Here is a 21,721-nt window from a genome sequence, read left to right as displayed (position 1 = left end):
AAACAGCTAAAGGAAAGACTATGAAACCACTACTTGAAACCATCGATACCCGCTTTGGAACTGCCAGCAAGCATGCCTTTTCTCGGGGAAATACTCTGCCATACACAGGCCTTCCTTTTGGGATGAATTACTTTGTGCCCCAGACCAGTGACCAGGAGGGAGCTTGGTTTTTCAATCCGCATCTGCCCATTTTTCAGGGGATTCGTTTAACCCACCAGCCCAGTCCTTGGATTGGCGACTACTCTTGGCTCCTTCTGACACCTGTCACAGGCCAGCTAGGTGGAGACAGCCTCTTCCATCGTCAGTCTTCCTATGATATCGATAAGGCCTCTTTCCAACCTCATTATCTGAAAATTTTCTCCCTGCGCTATCAGATTGAAAGCCAGCTTACACCGACTTGCTACGGTGCTTCTATTCGTTTGGAGCAAAAGCAAGGCAAAGCCCTCTCCCTCTATCTTCACACAGCAGATGAGCTGACCGTGGAGCAAGTAGATAAGCGAACTCTTGCCCTGCGACAAGAAGGAAAAACTGAAACCAACAAAAATCCACTAACGATGTTCACTGTCCTGCGAATGAATACGGATATTCTTGCTATCAGCCAAGAAGGCGAAGACTGGCGAATTGACTTAGCAAGTAGTCAAACCGAGATTCAGCTAGCAACTTCTTTCATCTCTCCTTCTCAAGCACTGCTTAATCTACCTCAAAAGGACTTTGACAGCTGTAAATCAAGTGCACAAGCGGACTGGGAAAATCTCCTCCATCGTTTTGACATTATAGAAACAGGAGAGGCTGACCGAACCTTCTTTGATCACTGTCTCTACAGACTCTTCCTATTTCCTCAAACTTTTTATGAGATTGATGAATCAGGGCAAGCCATCCACATGGATCTGGCTACTGGCACTGTCAAGCCCGGTGTCCTCTTTAGCAACAATGGTTTCTGGGATACCTTCCGCACCACCTTCCCCCTCTTTGCCCTTATCATACCAGAACACTACCACCGCTTTTTAGAAGGATTTCTCAATAACTACCGCGATACTGGTTTTCTTCCAAAATGGCTGGCTCCAGATGAACGGGGTATGATGCCAGGTACCCTTTTAGACGGCATTATCGCAGATAGCGCCTGCAAGGACATGGCTCCTGACCTAGAAGAAGAACTCCTCCAAGCCATGCTTGAAACAGCCAGCAAGTCCGACCCTCTCGGCATCAATGGTCGTCACGGACTAGCCCAATACCAAGAACTGGGCTACCTCTCTACCGACCACCACGAAAGTGTCAGTCACACCCTTGACTATACCTATAGCGACTTTTGTATCGCCAGCTGTGCCAAAAAACTTGGTCAGAATGACATCGCGGAAACCTATAGGACTGCTTCACAAAATTACCACCATCTATTTGATGATGAGACAGGTTACATGCGAGCGCGAGACAATCAAGGCAACTTCCGCCCTGACTTCTCTCCTTATAGTTGGGGACGAGACTACGCTGAATGCTCTGCCATTCAAGCGACTTTAGGTGTCCTCCACGACATCCCAGACTTAATCCAGCTTATGGGTGGAAAAGAAGCCTTTAGCAACTATCTTTTGAAGACTTGTCAGGAGGCTCCCCTCTTTGAGACAACAGGCTATGGTTACGAGATTCACGAAATGAGCGAGATGGCTACTGCTCCTTTTGGACAACTCGCTATTTCCAACCAACCGAGCTTCCACATTCCTTATCTCTTCCGTTACAGCAACTACCCTGACTATACTGCCCTTCTCATCAAGACTCTCCGTCAGAAAGCCTTTCACCCAAGCTGGCAAGCCTATCCTGGCGATGAAGACAATGGTAGTCTCTCTGCCTGGTACATCTGGTCAGCTCTCGGATTTTATCCGACCTGTCCAGGAAAACCAAGCTATGATCTCGGAATCCCTCTCTTTAATCACCTCCGTATTTACCTAGCTAAAGAAAATAAATGGCTAGATATTCATACTGAGCAAAACCACAGCCACTTCAACTTTGTCAAAGAATGTCGACTGGACACAACTCTAGTATCAACTATTCAACACCAAGACCTCTTAAAAGCTGAACAACTAACTTTCACCCTCAGCTGGTTACCAAGTCAGCCGTCCACTTCCTGAAATACAAAAATCTCCTAGCAGACTTTCCTGCTAGGAGATTTTCTTATGAGAGGTACTTGCTTAAGCTTTGAAAATCGGATTTATCATTCGATAATTATCAAACAATCTACCAATTAAGCTTCTTCGTCTTCTTTACGACGACGGCCTGCAAGACCAAGACCAAGTAATGCACTTGCGGCAGCTGCTACCATAGCTACAGTAGAATCTGCTGTACCTGTATTTGGCAATTCTTTAGCTGCTTTACGCGCGTTTGTTGCTGCTTCTTGGCTAGCATTAGCTGCTGCTTGAGTAGTAGCTGGAGCTACAGCTGATGTTTGAGCAGCTTGGTCGTTAGCTGGAGTTGCATGATCAGTTGATGAAGCAACCTTCGCCATGAAGTCTTCGATACGTTTAACCATTGCATCCACTTCTGCTTGAGTTGCATCTGCATTAGCAAATACTTTCTTAGCATCTGCTAATAAGTCATTCGCTTCTTTTGCAGTTTCTGCATCAAGCTTAGCTGATTCTTTAATGATCAATTCATCTAATTGATGGATAGCCCCTTCTAACTTAGCTTTATTCACTTTTGCGTCAGTGTTATTAGCTGCGTTATTGCCAGAAGTTCCATTGCTGTTACCATTACCAGTGCCATTGTTATTACCTCCAGCATTGTATGGTACATATTGTTTGAATGCGTCATCTCTTGGAATTGCTAATACTTGACCTTCTTTTGTAACGATTGTTACATTTCCAGCTTTATCAATGTTAACTGCTAAATCAGTCTTACCATCTTTCGTAACTTTCATATTACCATCTTTGTCGATTGTAATTTTCACTTTAGAATCTTTAGATGTGTAAATTGTATTACCTTGCTCGTCTGTTTCTTTCAAGAACTCATCAAGATTGAATTCATCTTTAGAATTAATAGCACCTAGCATCATGAATTGGAATTTCGCTTTTTCTTCTGGAGTAATATTAGCAAGGTCTGCTACCTCTACTTTACTCAAGTCGATATCAAGATTATCTCCACCGTGTTTAGATTTAGACACAGCTTCTTTATCTTTCACTAGTTGTTCTTTAGAAATTGTTGCTGTAGAACCGTCTGGCATTGTAACTGTTGCATTTCCTTTGTCGTCTACTACTACAGTTGCGCCTGGGTTGACTGCTTCAATTGCTTTCTTAACAGCGTCTTTTTCGTCTTTTGTTAAGTTTTCTTTATCTCCAACTAATGTACGGATAGCTGGTGTTTTCACTTTAGCGTTTGTAGCTTGGTCAGCTAGGTTCGCAGCAGGAATTACTAAATCTATTGACGGGATGTTAAGAACTGTTCCGTCAGCTTTCGTTACTGTTGCGTTTCCTTTATCATCTACTACTACAGTTGAACCTGGGTTGACTGCTTTAACTTTATCTCCGATTGCTTCTTTTTCTTTTGGATCTAGAGAATCTGGATTTTCCACTACAGTCTTAGCTGCTGGTGTATTTGCATCGTTACCACCATTTGGTTTCGTAGCATCATCTTCAACTTTAACTAAGTCTGTTGATGGGATAACTGAAACATTACCATCTTTGACTACTGTCGCATTTCCTTTGTCATCTACTACAACTTCAGCACCTGGATTTGCTGCTTTAACTTTATCCTCGATGGCTTTCTTCTCTTCTGGAGTTAGAGAATTTGGATTTGCTACTTTTGTTTTCGCTGCTGGTGTAACTGCGTTGTCTTTAGCTTTTCCATCGTTCACATCTTTTTCAGATTTTGTTAAATCTGATGCTGGGATAACTGCTGTCTTACCGTTTGGAAGTGTTACTGTCGCATTTCCTTTGTCGTCTACTGCTACAGTTGAACCTGGGTTTACTGCTTTAACTTTAGCTGCGATGGCTTTCTTCTCAGCGTCAGTTAATTTCTCAGGATTTGCAACTTTTGTCTTAGAAGCTGGTTTAACGATGTCATTTCCTGCTTTTGGTGCTTTTTCTGCATCTGATGACTTAGTTAAGTCTGCCGCTGGAATGACTGCTGTCTTACCGTTTTCAAATGTTACTGTTGCGTTTCCTTTGTCGTCCACTACAACTTTAGCTTCTGGGTTGACTGCTTTCACTTTATCAGCGATTGCTTTCTTCTCATCATCAGTAAGTTTAGCTGGATCTTTCACCACAGTCTTATCAGCTGGTGTAACGATATCGTTTCCTGCTTTTGGTTCTTTAGTTTGTGCTTCTGTCTTCGTTAAGTCTGATGCTGGAATTACAACTGGTTTTCCATCTTTTGGTGTTACTGTTGCATTTCCTTTATCGTCAACTACAACTTTAGCATCTGGATTTAAGGCTGTAAGCTTATCTGTGATGGCTTGTTTCTCATCATCAGTAAGTTTAGCTGGATCTTTCACTAAAGTCTTATCTGCTGGTTTAACTACGTCGTTTCCTGCATTTGGTTTAGCTGCATCTTCCGCTGTTTTCACTAAATCAGCTGCTGGAATGACTGCTGTCTTACCTTCTGGTGTTGTTACTGTTGCGTTTCCTTCGTCGTCTACTACAACTTCAGCACCTGGGTTGACTGCTTTCACTTTATCAGCGATTTCTTTCTTAGATTTTTCTAAGTTAGTTGGATCTAAGACTGTCTTATCTGCTGGTGTGTTTACATCGTTTCCTGCATTTGGTTTAGCTGCGTCTGCTTCTGTCTTCGTTAAGTCTGCCGCTGGAATTACAACTGGTTTACCGTCTTTAGGTGTTACTGTTGCATTTCCTTTGTCATCAACTACTACAGTTGCATCTGGATTTAAGGCTGTAAGCTTATCTGTGATAGCTTGTTTTTCTTCATCAGTAAGTTGTTCTGGATTTGCTACTACAGTCTTATCTGCTGGTTTAACTACGTCATTTCCTGCTTTTGGCTTAGCTGCGTCTTCTTTTGATTTCGTTAAGTCTGCTGCTGGAATTACCGCTGTCTTACCTTCTGGTGTTGTTACTGTTGCGTTTCCTTTGTCGTCAACCGCTACAGTTGCACCTGGATTTACTGCTTCTACAGCTTTCTTAACAGCTTCTTTTTCTGCATCTGTAAGTTGTTCTGGATTTGCTACTACAGTCTTGTCAGCTGGTGTGTTCACATTGTTTCCTGCTTTTGGTTCAGCTGCTTCCGCTTCTGTTTTCACTAAATCAGCTGCTGGAATTGTTGCAGTAGTTCCATCATTTAGAGTTACTGTTGCATTTCCAGCTTTGTCGAATACAACTTTTTCAGCATTTGGATTTACCGCTTTGATTGCTTCTGTAACCTTAGCTTTATCCGCATCTGTCAATGCATCTGGATCACTTACAACCACTTTGTCAGCTGGTGTATTCACTTTATTTCCTGCATTTGGTTTAGCTGCGTCTGCTTCTGTTTTCACTAAATCAGTTGCTGGAATTGTTGCTGATTTACCATCTTTCAATGTAACTGTTGCATTTCCTTTGTCATCTACAAATACTGCTTTAGCATCTGGATTTACTGCTTTAACTTTATCTGCGATTGCTTTCTTCTCTTCTGGAGATAGAGCATCTGGATTTGCTACTACAGTCTTATCTGCTGGTTTGTTAATGTTGTTTCCAGCTTTTTCGTTAGCAGCTTCTGCTTCAGTTTTCACTAAATCATCTTTCGGAATAACTACAGTCTTACCGTCTTTAGTTGTTACTGTTGCATTTCCTTTGTCATCTACGAATACAGTTGTTCCATCTGCTGGTGGGTTAACGGCTTTAACTTTATCTGCGATTGCTTTCTTCTCAGCATCAGTTAGAGCTTCTGGATTTTTAACTAAAGTTTTATCCGCTGGTTTCTTAACTGCATCTTGCTTAGCTGGATCTTGTAAATCTGCTTTTGGTTTAACTAAATCTGCTACTGGAATTGTTGCAATGTTACCTTCTTTAGTCTTAACTGTAGCATTTCCTTTATCGTCAAATACTACTTCAGCACCTGGATTTACTTCTTTGATTTTCTTCTCAACTTCTTCAAGCTCTTTAGCAGTTAATTTAGCTGGATCTTTCACTAATACTTTATCTGCTGGAGTATTTACTTTGTTACCAGCATTTGCTGTATTCTTATCAGCTTCTGTCTTCACTAAATCATTTACTGGAATTGTAGCTGTTTGTCCGTCTGGAGTTGTGACTGTTGCGTTTCCTTTTTCGTCCACGTATACAGATGCTCCTGGGTTAACTGCTGCAACTCTGTCTTTGATAGCTTTGATATCTTCAGGAGTTAAGTTGTCTTTATCTGCCACTAATTCTCTATCAGCTGGTTTGTTGATGACGTTACCTGCTTTTGGATCCGTTAATTCTTCATCTGCAGTTTTCACTAAATCATCCGCTGGAATTACTGCTGTTTTTCCGTCTGGAGTTGTTACAGTTGCGTTTCCTTTGTCATCAACTACTACTGTTGCTCCTGGGTTAACTTCTTGAACCTTAGCTTTAATTGCTTCTTTTTCAGGCTCTGTTAAAGAATCTTTATTAGCAACTACTGTTTCATCGATTGGTTTCTTAATCGCATCTTGTTTAGCGGCATTTTCTAAGTCGTCTTTAGCATTTGATTTCACTAAATCTGAAGCTGGAATTGTTGCTGTAGTCTTAGTTCCATCTGGATTTGTTACAGTTACTGTTGCATTTCCTTTGTCGTCTACTACTACTTTTGCTCCTGGATTTACTGATTCTACAGCTTTTTGAATAGCATCTTTAACATCTTTTGGTAATGTTGCATTTGGATCATTCAATACTGCTGGATCTACAAGTGCTTTTTCAGCTGGAGTGTTTACTTTGTTTCCTGCTGATGGAGTTGCTTTAGCAGCTGGATCTTTTAGTAAGTCTTCAACTGGGATTGTTGCTGTCTTACCGTCTGGTGTTGTTACTGTTGCGTTTCCTTTATCGTCTACGAATACAGTTGCACCTGGGTTAACTGCTTCAACCGCTGCTTTAATTTTAGCTTTAACTTCGTCTTTCTTATCTCCAGTTAAGTCTGCTGGTGTTGCTGAAACTTTATCCGCTGGTTTGTTGATGTTGTTTCCTGCTTTTGCACCTTCAGCTTCTTTTGCAGTTTTCACTAAGTCTGATGCTGGGATTACTTCAGTTTTACCGTCTGGTGTTGTTACTGTTGCATTTCCTTTTTCATCTACAACTACTGTTGTATTTTCTGGATTTACTTTTGCTACAGCTGCTTTGATTGCATCTTTTTCAGCTGGAGTTAATTTAGCTGGGTTCTTAACAAGTGTTTTGTCTGCTGGTTTCTTAACTGCATCTTGTTTTTCTGGGTTAGTTAAGTCAGCATTCGTTTTCGCTAAGTCTGATGCTGGGATTGTTGCTACAGCTCCGTCTTTCGTTGTTACTGTTGCATTTCCTTTTTCATCAAATGCTACTTTAGCATCTGGATTTACAGCTTTGATTTTAGCTTCGATTGCTTTTTTCTCTTCTGGTGTTAAGTTAGCTGGATCTGCTACAACTACTTTATCTGCTGGAGTGTTTACTTTGTTTCCTGCATTTGGAGTTTCTTTAGCTGCTGGATCTTTTACTAAGTCTTCAACAGGAATTGTTGCTGTTTTACCATCTGGAGTAGATACTGTTGCATTTCCTTTGTCGTCTACGAATACTTTAGCATCTGGGTTTACTGCTTTAACTTTAGCTTCGATTGCTTTGATGTCTTCAGGAGTTAACGCATCTTTGTTTGCAGATACTTTATCTGCTGGTTTGTTAACGTTGTTTCCTGCTTTTGCACCTTCAGCTTCTGCTGGAGATTTCACTAAGTCAGTTACTGGAATTGTTGCTGTTTGTCCGTCTGGTGTAACTACAGTTGCGTTTCCTTTGTCGTCTACTACTACTGTTGCATCTGGGTTAACTGCTGCCACTTTTGCTTTAATTGCTTCGATGTTTTCAGGAGTCAATGCATCTTTATCAGCAACTACTTTATCTGCTGGTTTGTTGATGTTGTTTCCTGCTTTAACAGTTTCTTTATCAGCTTCTGTTTTCACTAAGTCAGCTTTTGGAATAACTACAGTTTTACCACCTGGTGTTGTGACTGTTGCGTTTCCTTTGTCATCAACTACTACAGTTGAACCTGGGTTAACTGCTTCAACCGCTGCTTTAATAGCATCTTTAGCTTCTGTTGGTAAATCTTGATCAGCTGCTACTAGTGCTGGATCAACTACTACTTTATCTGCTGGTTTGTTTACAGCATCTTGTTTTGTTGGGTCAGCTAAGTCAGCTTTAGGTTTTACTAAGTCGCTCGCTGGAATTGTTGCTGTTTTGCCTTCTGGCGTTGTTACTGTTGCATTTCCTTTGTCGTCAAATACTACATCAGCACCTGGGTTTACAGCTTGGATTTTAGCTTTAATAGCTTCTTTATCTTTGTCTGTTAATGCAACTGGGTTTTCTACCACTACTCTATCTGCTGGAGTGTTTACTTGGTTTCCACCAGTTACATTGTCTTTGTCAGTTGAAGTTTTCACTAATTCGCTTACTGGAATTGTTGCTGTTTTTTGTTCTACACCTGGTGCTGCTGGTGTTGTTACAGTCGCGTTTCCTTTGTCGTCAACTACTACTGTAGAACCAGGGTTTACTGCTTCAACTGCTGCTTTGATTTTAGCGATTTCTTCTGGTGTTAATTTAGCTTTATCTGCTACTTGTACTCTATCTGCTGGGTTGTTGATATTGTTACCAGCTTTTGCAGAAGTTTTCTCGTCAGCGCCTTTAACCAAATCATCAGCATCGATTACTGCTGTTTTGCCTTCTGGTGTTGTTACTGTTGCATTTCCTTTTTCATCAACAGTTACAACTGCATCTGGATTTACAGCTTTAACTTTGTCTTCGATTGCTTTTTTCTCATCTGGTGTTAAAGCATTTTTATTTGCTACAACAGTTTGTGAGTTTGGTTTGTTGATGTCATCTCCACCATTTGGTTTCTCAGCATCTTCTGGTGTCTTGAATAAGTCACCTGCTGGAATTGTAGCAATTGTTCCGTCTGGGCGAATTACTGTTGCATTTCCTTCATCATCATATTTAACTTTAGCATCTGGTCCATTTAATTTTTGAAGTTTTTCAGTTGCTTTTTCTTGATCAGCTGGGTTTGTTGCATCACCAACTACTTTATCAGCTGGTTTACGAATTCCTGTATTAGCTGAATCAGGTTTTGCTGCGTCCTCTAATGTACGTACTAATTCTGATGCTGGGAATGCTGCTGTATTTCCTTCTGGAGTTGAAACAGTTACTGTTCCGTTATCGTCCATAGTTACTACTGCGTTAGGGTTAACGTCACGAACAGCTTGTTTGATTTTTGCTTTTTCTTCAGGTGTTAAGTTCTTAGGATCTTTAACGATAACTTTATCCACTGGACGGTTAATGTTGTTACCACCAGCTGGGGTATCTAAAGCATCTGCAGATTTTGTTAAATCAGCTTGTTTTAATGGCTCTGTTTTACCATTTGGTAATGTAACACTTGCTGTTCCATCAGGATTTACTGTTACAGTTGCACCTGGGTTTACAGCCTCGATAGCTTTTTTAAGCTTATCTTGTTCTTCAGCATCTAGATTTGTTGGGTTTTTAGCAACTAATTTGTTACCTGGTACACGTGCAGAGTTGATTGCTTTAATCGCTTGTTCACCTGCTTTTTTAGCTTTATCAACGTCAGCATTTTTCTTAGCACCAGTGATTGCTGCATCTGTTGCTTCTTTAATATCGTCTACTTCTTTTTTAAGTTTTTCTTTAGCTGCTTCAGATAATGTGTTGTCATTTTGAAGAGCTTGTTTTTTAGCTTCTGCTTCATCTGCTACTGCTTCTTTAGCAGTTGTTTTTTTGTTAGCTGGTGGATTTACCGCCGCTACTTTATCAACACCGTCTTTCTTAGCTGCATCTACTGCATCTTGAGCTGTTTTAGCTGCTTCTGGAGTTGCTTCTTTATCAGGTTGAGCGGTAATCGCATCTGTTGCTTTTTTCGCTAATCCTTTAGCTTCTTCTTTAGCTGCATCTTTTTCTTCTTTTGTTAAATCTGTACGAGCGTCGATTTCTTTTTCTTTTTTAGCTAATTCGTCAGCTACTGCTTTTTTAGCTTTTTCTTTAGCGATTGGGTTTACAGTCTTAACGTCTGCTACACCTTTATCTTTAGCTGCATCTACTACTTTTTGCGCTTCTGCTGCTTCTGCTGCTGTTTCTTTGTTATCAGGTTGTTTAGCAACTTCAGCTAACTGTGCATCTGCTAATTGCTTAGCTTCTTCTTTAGCTTTTGCTTTTTCTTTGTCTGATAAATCTGTACGTTTATCAAGTTCAGCATTTTTAGCTTTTAACTCATCAGCGATTGCTTGTTTAGCTTTTTCTTTCGCTACTGGGTTTACTTTTGCTACAGCATCAGTACCTTCAGTTTTAGAGGCAGAAACAGCATCATTATTTGTAGCTTCATCAATTTTATCTAATGCCGCTTGTTTTCCTTCGTTTACTTTAGCAATAGCTTTATCTTTTTCAGCTTGTGTCAGGTTATCATTACCATTAATAGCTGCGATTTGGTCGTTTGCTTTGTTAGTAACTTCATCGATAGCTGGTTGCTTGTCTAATTTAGCAACTTTATCTACTGGAATCGTATCTTTAGAACCATCTTTATAAGTTACTACTAAGTTAGAGCCATCTTGTGTTACAGTATCTACTGCTTTCTTAACGTTTTCTGGAGTAACTGCTTCATCTTTATTGATGTTCTTATCTTTATTTTTCTTAGAGTATTCTAATTGAAGTTTTTCTTTAACAGCTGCTAAATCATCAGGAGTCAATGTTGCACTATTACTTACAACAATTTTGTTAGCGTCATCTAATTCTTTAACGTCATATTTAGCTGTTTGAGCTTTTAAGACAATTCTGAATCCACCTGGGTCATTTGAATATGATGAACCAGTCGCATTGTTGAAGATATTTCTTCCGTCTTTATCTGTTGCTGTTGCGTAACGAGTTACGATAGGATATTCACCATTCTCATCTGTTGGGAATTTCTTAGCATCTAATCCTGGTGTTGTCTTAGATAAGTTACCAGTGATGTGAATAGTTGCAGGGTTGTTTTCTGTTGCTTCCGTATCTTTAGAAATTTTTCCTACTGTCATATTATATTGATTATCTAAAACATTAGGATCATCTTGTCCAGTCTTCTGAGGTAGTTCTTTATTTCCACCCTGTCTAATAGACGCTTCCACTACCCTACCACTATCATCTGTATATTTAATAGGAATATCGAAATCTTCATTCGCATATACATATACGTCTTTCTTACCGTCTACAGAGTAAGGGATTTTTACTTCTGGAGCGTTGTTTGTACGAACTACATCTGTAACAGGTTTAGTATCTTTAGAACCATCTTTATAGGTTACTACAAGATTATCGCCATCTTTTTCTACTTTATCAACAACTTTTGAAGCATCTTCTACTTCTTTACCTTTTTTGTCAGCTAAACGTGCATCATCATTTGTTTGAGCATATTCAACTTTAAGATTGTTTTTGATTTTTTCAAGATCTGCATCTGTTAAATCATTAGCATCGTTAACAGCAATTTTGTTTTCTGCATCTAGTGTTTTAATGTCATATTTAGTAGTTTGGTCTTTTAGAACAAAACGGATATATCCATTTACAGTCTTATTATTATCAAATGAAGCAGAAGTATCTTTATCATCTGTATCTTTTGCATAAAGGATACGAGTCATCCCTGTATTAGAGTTTAATCCCCATGTTCCTTTTGGAATAGCACCTGTAAGTTTAATTTCGTGTGGTGCATCTTCACTTGCAGTTACTTCTGAAGTTGTCATACCTTCTTGTTTTAGGTACATTGCAGATTTATTTCCACCAGTCATATAAGACTCGTTTTGTCCACCAGGGAATTTAAGAACTGCTTCTTTAACTTTTCCAGAATCATCTTTTACTTTTAGAGAAATATCATTTTCTTCTGTAGTATATAGATAGATTTGTTTTTCTTCTTTATTAGAATATGGAATATCTAATGTTGGAGCATCGTTTTTACGTACAATTACTTTATAAGTGTATTCTGCTGATTCTTTACCTTGGCTATCTACAGCTTTATATTTAACAGTATATGTTCCTGGTGTTGCTAAATCTGCTGCTTCAAGAGTTGTTTTACTTGTATCACCATTGATAGATACTACTGTTGGTGTACCTTTGGCACCTAATGTAGCATTTTGGTCATCTTCATGGTCTGTTACTTTCGCTAGAGTTGAAAGATCTACAGTTCCTCCCTCAGCTACTGTCGTTACATCTGAGTCTGTTGCTGATGACACTACTGGTGCTTCGTTAGTTACATTGATTGATTTTTTTCCTGAGAAACTTCCATGAGAAGCTGAACCATTATGCGAAATGATTTGAATGTTATTATTTCCTTCAGCAACTGGTTTTGTTAGTGTTAATGTAATTGTATCAACAAAATTACCGTGCTGAACAGATTCAATAGTTGCTCTTTCTGGATTTTCTGTAATAGACCATCCTCTGTCTTCGCCTCGTTTCAATGTCACTTGAGGTGCTGAATTTGTTTCTTTATCTTTGTACCAGAAATATGAATATCCTGTATCGTGCGGAACTGTTAGTACAACTTTCTTAGCTCCAGCGACAACACTAGTTTTGTCTTTAGCTGCCTCTGATGGTAAGATTTTTGATTCACCAATAGAAACCTCTAAGTTTGCCTTTTCGCTTTCGATACCATTTGTAACACTCACAACCTCGACTGGATTTTTAGGATCATAGAATGTTCTCGCAGCTTCACTAGCACCTAATAAGGCTTCATTACTATTCAATCCTTTATCTAAAGTAAGTTTCCAGTTTCCATCTTGTCCTACTTCTGTTGTTTTTTCAGACAATACAGCTCCAGTTTTCTGATCTTTGACCGTTACTTTAATTGTTGATCCAGCAGTTCCTGTACCTGTAATTTCATTATCAGTAGAATAGATGGTATTTCTTGCTTTAGTATTTACTACTGGAGCAGCTCCACTATTGATTAGTTTAGACTTATCAATTAAATCAGTTGTTCCATCGTTATAAGTAATAACAACTTTATCACCTTGTTGAGTAACAGTATCAATCTTACCGTTAAGGTTGTTTCCGTTACCTTCTTGCAATTTAGCTTTAATTTGATCCAATTCTGGTTGTTGAAGTTGTGCTGGATTAGCTACAGCAACTTTATCAATGTTTGCAGCTTTATTTGCTAAATCTCCTGTGTATTTTACGTTTTGTGAACGAACTTTGAACCATACTTGAGCATCTGGATCAGAGGCACCTTCGTTGTCCATTTCATTGTTACTTGCATCTTTAGCACGAACTTTACGTGATACTACGGTTGAACCATTAGGCCATGGCTTACCATTAAGGCGTGGTTGTAAAACCCCTGTAACAGAAAGTGTAGCTGGTTGTTCAGGTGTGGCAGTTGTTTCGCCATCAATATTAGAGTTATTTAATCCATAACCTACATTAATGTCAGTTCCGCCACCCATTTTTTGCATCCAACCTTTAACAATCTTACCGCTGTTATCTGTAATCTTGATACGGTCAATAATATTTGTTTCTTCTGTTGGTGTTACCCAGAATGTTTTAGATGCTGGATCATCATAATCGATTGATACTTTTGGTCTTTCTGTATCAGCAGTGTCTGCACGGAAAGCATTATCTTTATCTAACACTTTCCCATTACGTGAATCATGAGATCCTGTGTTTTCGATTGAGTTAGTACCAGCTTTTGGTTCTGTATTTTCTGCTTTTTTACCTACAGTTGGTTGTCCGTTAGTAGTGTCTACTTTCGGAGCTTCTTTTGGTTTGTTTTTTAACCCTGAACTAACAAACGTCACTAGTTTCTGATAAGCCTTTGTCAATTCATCTTGAGTAGTTGCAGAAGCGAGCGTAGACTCAGCAGAAGCCAATTCACTATTCAAAAGAGCAAGGCTTTCCTCTGTTTTATTAGCATACTTACCTGTAGAAAGTTTTGATTTAACTTCTGAAATGTAGTTTTCTAGTTGCTTTTTGTCCAAAGCTGGAGTTGTTACTTCTGGTGCAGCTGGTTGTGTTGGCTCTTCTGCAATTGGTTGTGCTGCTGGAGTACTTTCTGCTGGTTTAGCAGTAGGTTCCGCTACACCTGTATTGTCTACTTGTTTTGTAGTATCTCCCTGAACCTTATCTAATCCAGTATTTTCATCATTTGGTTTAACTTTAAGCTCTGATTCGTCTTGCGGTTGAACAGCAGTCATATCAGCTGATACAGCACCATTTCCTAAGAACATGAAAAGAGCAGCAACGGCTACACTAGCCGCACCAAAGCTATACTTGCGGATTGAATAGCGTGTTACCTTTTCACGATGTAGACGCTCAACGCGACTCATTGATGATTTGTTGTCCATTAATTTAGGATCTCCTTTTTGAAATATATTTTGGATTTTCACGCGAAACTAGCCGTTTCTTAAGCAACAGCTAATTATTATAGTTAGTGTGAATCCCTACATTGACTATTCTACTTTATTTTTGATATATATGCAACTAATTTAATTTAAAATTTTCGCAAAAAAAAAAGCGTTTTGGGAATGTAGGTAATTTTCAGAAAATTCCATTTCGCATTTTTTCACATTTTTATAAATAAAAAGTTCTAAGATTATTATATGTTGATATTTTGCTGTTTATCTGCGATTTGGAAAAATAAGGCATACATTGGTCGAAAAAGGTAAAATATATCAGTTTGAAGTATGAAACCATCTATTCTAACTTTAAAAAAAGAAATCATTCGTAAAAACAATATACTTCAGAAAATTAAAGATCAAACCAGAAAACTCCTCATAGACAGGGCACAATTGGCTAGATACAGCTAAGAGACGATGACATGGATTGGCGAGCCTCCTAAAGAGTATAAACACAAAACAAAACATGCTATCTTACGCGATAACATGTCATTTTTTACTATTTACAACAAGGCCTCAAACTCAGCGACGCTCATGCCCAATTGCTGGCTGGCAACTTCAGAAGTCAGGAGACCTTGACGTACTAGATTTACTAAACCTACTTTTAATCCCTCTTCAATGCCTTCTTCTCGTCCTTGTTCACGACCCTCTGCACGACCACGCTCTAAACCTTTTTCTTCAGCTTGTTCCAAAGCATAGTCCTGTGCTAACAAGGCTTGTTCTTCTCGCATACGTAGTTGACTAAACATCTTCCTGTCCTCCTCGGACCAGCTCTTGTAGTCCAGCAGTTGGTCTGCTTGACTGATGGCTCGCTCAGGTTGTTGGGTAAAGGGCTTGTTACCAAAAAACTCCAACCACGGTTTGCGAATGCTATCTTTGCTGGTTTCTCTGTATTTTCTTAATTCCAAGAATGCCATCTTGACCAGATGGTGTTCTTGTCCATTATTGGTGATGGTTAAAACCTCGCCTGTCGTGTCCTCCCGCATACTAAAGCTGTGAAAAGCCAAGTCATCTGAGAAGTAATTACTATCTACGATGGCAATAGCATAAACGGGTGCAATATGCTTGTAACTCTGGTGTGTATCGCCTTCTCGTTGGCGAATTTTTTCGAGATTTTGATTGACCTGACTGCACAGATAAGCCCATAAACGATTGATAAAAAAATTCTGATGATGAACTTGGATTTCAATAATTACTTGCGTTCCATTATCTAGCTCAGCTAAGACATCAATACTGGTATAGAAATCCTGGGCCGAGTACGGCAGGGAAGGCAAGACATGAATATTGCTCCCCTCCAAAATGGTTACATTTTTGGCTGGTAAGTCCAACATATCGCGAATAAATTGACAAGTGATTTCTGGATTGCTAAAAATTTTCTTAGCAACCAAATCATTTGTTGGGCTGATGCCCGGATGTCTTAAAGTCATCCATTTCCTCCTTCTATTATACCATATTTTTAAATCTAATTTTGCTAGATTCGATGGTTCTATCTATTTATTCGAAAAGGAAATGAATTGTGAAGATATTTTATCTCGTTTCAACTAAAATATGAGCTTGATCAATCAGTTGTCCATCAACAGTCAGATTCAGATAGAAATCCAAGGTCTTATCAGCAGCAAAATACAGGGTTGGTATGGTCAAATCTTTTTTGCATTCCCCAGCTTGGAATTGGAGGACTTGAATTTCGTCCTGATAGGCGATACCATGGACACCTGTCCCCGGTTGAATCGAAATCTTAGCCTCCAAAGGAGTATCACTTTCGCTACGTTCAATCCTAAAATGAAGAGTCTCTCCCTTTGCTACAGCTAGACTTTTTTCTGCAAATGCTAGACTCTGAACAACTACTTTTTGTGATAAGCTAGGAGTTTTATAGAGGGAAATCTTGGTCAATACAGGCATAGATTGTGCCTCTGTAATTATCACGCGCACCTTCTGTGCCTCTACTAGCGGACCTCGCAGGAGACGCTTATAACCAACTGTAAAGCCTGTACCAAATTCTTGCCAGATGCCGTCCACCTCTACTTGCACATGAAAAGCTGCGATTCGTTGGCCCAGCTTCAAATCTTCTCTTAACTCAAGCACATCGAAGATTTTGGGAGAACCTAAATCAATTTCTAGCTGGATGGGCAAGTCTGCATCGCTTGCCCATGAACTAGTCTCAAGTCCGTCTGTCAGATGATGACAGGCAAAGGCTACGGAACGTGCTGGACCAGATACCTTGGCTCCCAGAGCCAAATCTTCTTTATAGAGCTCATTGCGATAGGCCGCAAATTCATAAAGTCGTTCAATATCCTTTGTGTCAAATAGCCCATCTTGATTCGGCGGAATATTGAGCAAGAGTGGAGTTCCTCGCCCTACTGAGTGAAAGTAGATTTCAACCAATTCCTCAAGAGACTTAGGATCCTGGTCCTCATGGTAAAACCAACCTGGCCGAATGGAAACATCTGCCTCACCGATTGAAAAAATAGTGCCTGAAGAATCTCCATGCTGAAGATAGTCCAGCTCTGCCTCTGTCCCTAGTTTGTCAGGATTCACCTTTTGCCATAGGGGATCACCTGCATACCCTCGTTCATTGCCAATCCAGCGTATACTGGTACCTTCTGTTGAAAAAATTAAACAATCTCCCTGCAAGTCACGAATGGTTTCAAACCATTTTTCAAATTCATAATTGACCTTTTGAGCGCCCTCTCCTCTGGCACCATCCATCCAGACCTCAGCAAATATCCCTTCATTTCCATAGGCAGGATTTGATAAAATCTCCTTCAGCTGAGCCAGATAATAGGCATTATAGTCCGCTTCTCGGTCCACATGATAGAGGGGGCTGTGGGCGTCCCACGGCGATAGGTAGACCCCCATATCCATATCAAACTCTGTAGCAGCTTGGGATACTTCAAGGAGTAAATCACCCTCTCCATTCCTCCAAGGGCTGGCCTTGACCGAATAATCCGTGTATGCCGTCGGATAGAGTACAAAGCCGTCGTGGTGCTTGACCACCAAAATCAACTTCTTAAAGCCCGTTTCCTTAAGCACGCGAACCCATTCACGCGCGTCTAACCTTGTCGGGTTAAAGCGTTCAGGATCCTCCTGACCTGTCCCCCATTCCTGGTCATAAAAAGTATTAGGCCCAAAATGAATAAAGGCTGCTAGTTCATCCTCTAAATAAGCTAGCTGGGCCTGACTAGGCAAAGGTTCATGCTGTTTTATTTCTCTTACCATACTACTTCCTATCTACATTTTTCTTTACTTTTTTGGCATGTACTTGCAATTCTGTTAACGCTAGAGGGCTTGCCAAGCCTTCAAATCGAAGACGAAGGGCATAGGTTTCCACCTTGTCAAATTCAAAACGAAGCTCTTCATCCTTGTCGCTTGAAACTTTTCGGATAGCTGATACAGGGCGCCAATTCTCCTCTTGCTTGAGCAGAGAATCCTTGTCCAAATGGTTAGGAGTCCGAGGCAAGGCAGGTTCATTTCCCACATAATAATCGATATAGGTCGGCTCCACCGCCACATAATCTTGATTTTCAACATAATACAAGGTCACATTATCCACAAATCGCGGTTTTAAAATCCCTGCATCTCCAAACAGAATACCGACGCTGGCTTGCTCTGACTTGGTAATCCAAGTATTGGCTGTCGATTTCTTCCGAGCAATGACCTTATCATTGAGGTAAGAGGCTGGGTGATTAGGCTCTGAATGGGAAGCAAAGACCAGAGGCAGGTTAGACCCAGTCCACTGATTAGAAATAACTTCCCCATCTACACTAGCATCTGTCACATGAATGGTGACTGTTGCTGGCAACTCACAGCCCGCTACTTGTCCTGTGAGCACACTTTCTCCTACCTGAGCATAAACTTGAGGTTCGAGTTCATCCCAAGTCACCTTGGCCATATCTCGTCTGCCATCTGATAAGACTAGCTTAACTCGATCTGGCAAGTGTGGGGCTTCCTTGACAAGCGTCCAAACACTTTCAGACTCAATAGCGCAAATCCCTTGGATACAAACCTGAGCAGAAGCCTTTAAATCTAAACCCTCTAGCTGACCATATACCGTAAACTCATGAAAGCTTGCTATATCTTCTTCTGATATTGCCTCCCAAACAACCTTGACTCGTTTTGCACTACCGAACTCATAGTCCACCAAGACTGAAGATGGCAGCTGTGGATAAGTTCTCTTAGCTGTATGCAAGCGAAGTGTTCGTACAAAAACTGCTTGCCCTAGTGAGGTATTTTCTGCGACCTGCAAATGAGTTTGATAGGTTTTCCCTTGATAAATAGCACTGATAACCAAGTCTCCTGCAGACAAGCAATGAAGCACTCCCTGCTTGATAATGGCGTGGGCACTACCACTCGTCTCCCAAATCACTTCACTATTCCCCACCTTGTTCACAGGGTTATCCACAGTTTGTGGATAAAGTCCAATAGCTGGGGAATCCCCTTCTTGTAATCCTGCCTGCTTGTCCACTCGAATCTCAAATAAGCGCTGACTTTTCACTGGCTGGCAATCAAAAGCCTCTCCCACTAAGAGATCAAAACTTGCTGGCTCTAGCCCTCTGGCACTGGCCTTTACTCTTACTTGGCCTGCCTGCTCCAAGCTCTGAACCAAAAGTACACCTCTGCCATGAAAGGCTTTCCGCTTAAACCGACCATTTTTCTGAGCCTGGTAACGTTCACGACTGGCCTGTCTGCCATTATCCACACCTACAATGCGAGCAGGGCCTTCAATTTCAAAATGAAGCTGATTGGAAGCACTCGGCACCCAATTTCCATCCTTGTCCAATACATCAAAATAGAGATAAAGGAGGTCTTGCCCATCTGGCTCCAGTTTTGTTTTCTCGGCATGTAACCCGATTTTGGCTGGCTTACCTGCAGTCACCACCCTATCTTCTGCCACAATCTGACCTTGATAATCATAGGCTACAGCATGCAATTCTCCTGGTTGATAAGCCAAACGCCATTCGAGATAGAGTTGATCATAACCTTGTCCCTCTTGGTATTTTCTACCATCTGAAGTCCATTTTTCCTGAAAAGTCTTTCTGCCTTGGGATTTTCCATTGAGAAATAGCTCTACTGAACTAGCATTTGAATACACTCTAACAGGGATATCCCCATACTTATCCACAACTTGTTGATAACTCTTGTGGATTTCCCAATTCCAGTGGGGTAAAATATGAACCATAGGATGCTGATCCAGATCCAACCACTGACTTTGATAGAGATAATAGTCATTTTTAGGAATCCCTGCTGTGTCCACAATCCCAAAATAAGAACTCTTGACAGGCGTGTCATTTTGATTGTGCCAAGGAGTCGGCTCACCAATATAGTCCACTCCTGTCCAGATAAACTGACCTGCATAGTCTAGACGATTTCTATCTGCTATCCAAGAAGCCGTCGCTGTCTTCCCCCAAGGAACCCGATCATTACCATAGTCCGACTGTTCAAAATTTCGCAAGCGGCGATTATCCCCAACCCATTCCTTATCTGGGCGAAAATAGCTGTCACGCGTCCTTGTAGCCGATGAGGTTTCAGATCCGTAAAGTCGCCACTTGGGATGTCTTTTGCGAATCCCATCAATATTGTCTTCTGAGTAATTCAAACCCACTACATCCAACAAATCAGCAATCTTTTCATGACCTCCAGACCCATCGCCAAAGCGGAATTGATCCATTCCCATGGTCACAAAACGACTATCATCCACTTCCTTGACCCTTTCTAGCAAGCGTTTGATAGTCTTCAATGAATGAGCATCGCCATTTGCTTCACTGACTTCATTTCCCAAGGACCACATAAAGATAGCTGGATTGTTCTTGCCACGCTCAATCATAGTGCGCAAATCATAATCTGACCAGAAATCGCCTGCTTTCGCTTCTGGATGAGTCGCTTCTTCCTCAAAAAAGCGACCATAATCATATTCTTTCTTGCCTCCATACCAGGTATCAAAGGCTTCTTCTTGGATGAGTAGGCCCATTTTGGCAGCTACATCCAGCAAAATACTACTAGCTGGATTATGCGTGATTCGAATCGCATTGACCCCCATTTCTTTCATCTGGCGCAAGCGTCTCTCGGCAGCTGACCTATTTTCCACAGCTCCCAGCGCTCCGTAGTCATGATGCAGACAAACTCCATGAATCTTCAACCAGCGACCATTTAGAAAGAAGCCCTTATCCGCTTGCCAATCCATATAGCGGTAACCAAAAGCCTCCTCTTCTTCATCAACCAAGATGCCATTTTTGTAAAGACGAGTCTTCAATTGGTAAAGGTGAGGGGAATCAATATCCCAAAGCAAGGGTTGAAAAATTGATATTGCTTGTTGGAAAGAATATTTGTCCCCAGACTCAATCATTACAGAATCAGTCGCCTGCCAGTCTGACAGCTGTTGGCCATCATACCAGATACTCTGTTCCAAATACACCGACACGGACTGAGGCCCATCATTTGAAACCTTGCTTGTAAGCTGGGTTTCCACCCAAGATTGCCTTTGTTCCTTTAGCTTGGGACTTTCTATCTTAATCCCATATAAATCCAGATGCACCGAATCTGTAATCAATAATTTTACTTCTCGGTAAATACCGCTACCAGAGTACCAACGACTGCTAGGTTGCTGATTTTCCACAAAAACCGCAAGCTGGTTGGCCGTCCCATCATTTCTTAGATAAGGCGTGATATCATAAGAAAAAGGTGTGTAGCCATTGGGATAATAGCCCAGTACTTGCCCGTTAATATAGACTTGGGCATTCATGTAAACTCCATCAAACAACAAACGCACCGATACAAGACTGGCATCTTCTTCCAAGTAAAACTGCGTACGGTACCAGGCTTGACCCCCGTTTAACTGCCCACCCTCATTTTGCGCTGGCGAATACTGGTCAAAATCATTGTAAATACTCCAGTCGTGTGGCACTTGAATAGCCTGCCAATTTCCCCTCTGAAAATCCGACGCCAAGGCCTCTTCCTTCCCCACCTCTTGGCTAAAAAACCAGTGATTTCGTAAAACTTCTTCTCTTCTCATACAAGCATTCCTCTTTAAACGAATCGATATACTTGACTATAGCACAAAACAAAAGCGCTTTCAAGACTTCCTCCATCACTCCCTAAATCCTCAGAAAAGATTCTATAATTTGTGGAAAAGTTTGAAAATAACTCCATGTTCATATAAACTGTCATTTTTAAGAAATAAGATCAAATCTGACAAGAGCCAAAAAAACACCCCTCTGAATGTTC

At 40.6% G+C, this 21,721-nt stretch carries 5 protein-coding genes; 1 reads left to right on the top strand and 4 read right to left on the bottom strand.

Translation table 11 applies throughout. The features are described 5' to 3' along the window. Positions 1 to 20: 20 nt before the first annotated feature. On the top strand, positions 21 to 2,117 hold the full coding sequence (locus N8M20_RS06495) for a GH92 family glycosyl hydrolase (RefSeq protein WP_261079486.1): 2,097 nt from the start codon (positions 21 to 23) through the stop codon (positions 2,115 to 2,117). 113 nt (positions 2,118 to 2,230) lie between these two features. Here N8M20_RS06495 and N8M20_RS06490 read toward each other — a convergent pair whose 3' ends face one another. The 4 genes from N8M20_RS06490 to N8M20_RS06475 form a co-directional block, all read right to left on the bottom strand. Further along, positions 2,231 to 14,452 carry a MiiA motif-containing surface protein gene (locus N8M20_RS06490; protein ID WP_261079485.1) on the bottom strand — a complete coding sequence of 4,074 codons (12,222 nt, stop codon included), beginning with the start codon at positions 14,450 to 14,452 and terminating at the stop codon, positions 2,231 to 2,233. A 554-nt stretch (positions 14,453 to 15,006) separates the two neighbouring features. After that, positions 15,007 to 15,930 (bottom strand): Rpn family recombination-promoting nuclease/putative transposase, encoded by a 924-nt coding sequence (locus N8M20_RS06485; protein WP_261079484.1) that lies wholly within the window; start codon positions 15,928 to 15,930, stop codon positions 15,007 to 15,009. A gap of 100 nt (positions 15,931 to 16,030) precedes the next feature. Continuing rightward, on the bottom strand, positions 16,031 to 17,719 hold the full coding sequence (locus N8M20_RS06480; RefSeq protein WP_261079483.1) for an alpha-L-fucosidase: 1,689 nt from the start codon (positions 17,717 to 17,719) through the stop codon (positions 16,031 to 16,033). A gap of 1 nt (position 17,720) precedes the next feature. Continuing rightward, complete coding sequence (locus N8M20_RS06475) at positions 17,721 to 21,509, bottom strand: glycoside hydrolase family 2 TIM barrel-domain containing protein (RefSeq protein WP_261079482.1); 3,789 nt, start codon at positions 21,507 to 21,509, stop codon at positions 17,721 to 17,723. Between the last annotated feature and the right edge of the window lie 212 nt (positions 21,510 to 21,721).

The sequence above is a fragment of the Streptococcus mitis genome (genome assembly GCF_946190275.1).
Lineage (GTDB): Bacteria > Bacillota > Bacilli > Lactobacillales > Streptococcaceae > Streptococcus > Streptococcus mitis_DC.
This window is presented reverse-complemented; position numbering and strand designations above follow the sequence as displayed.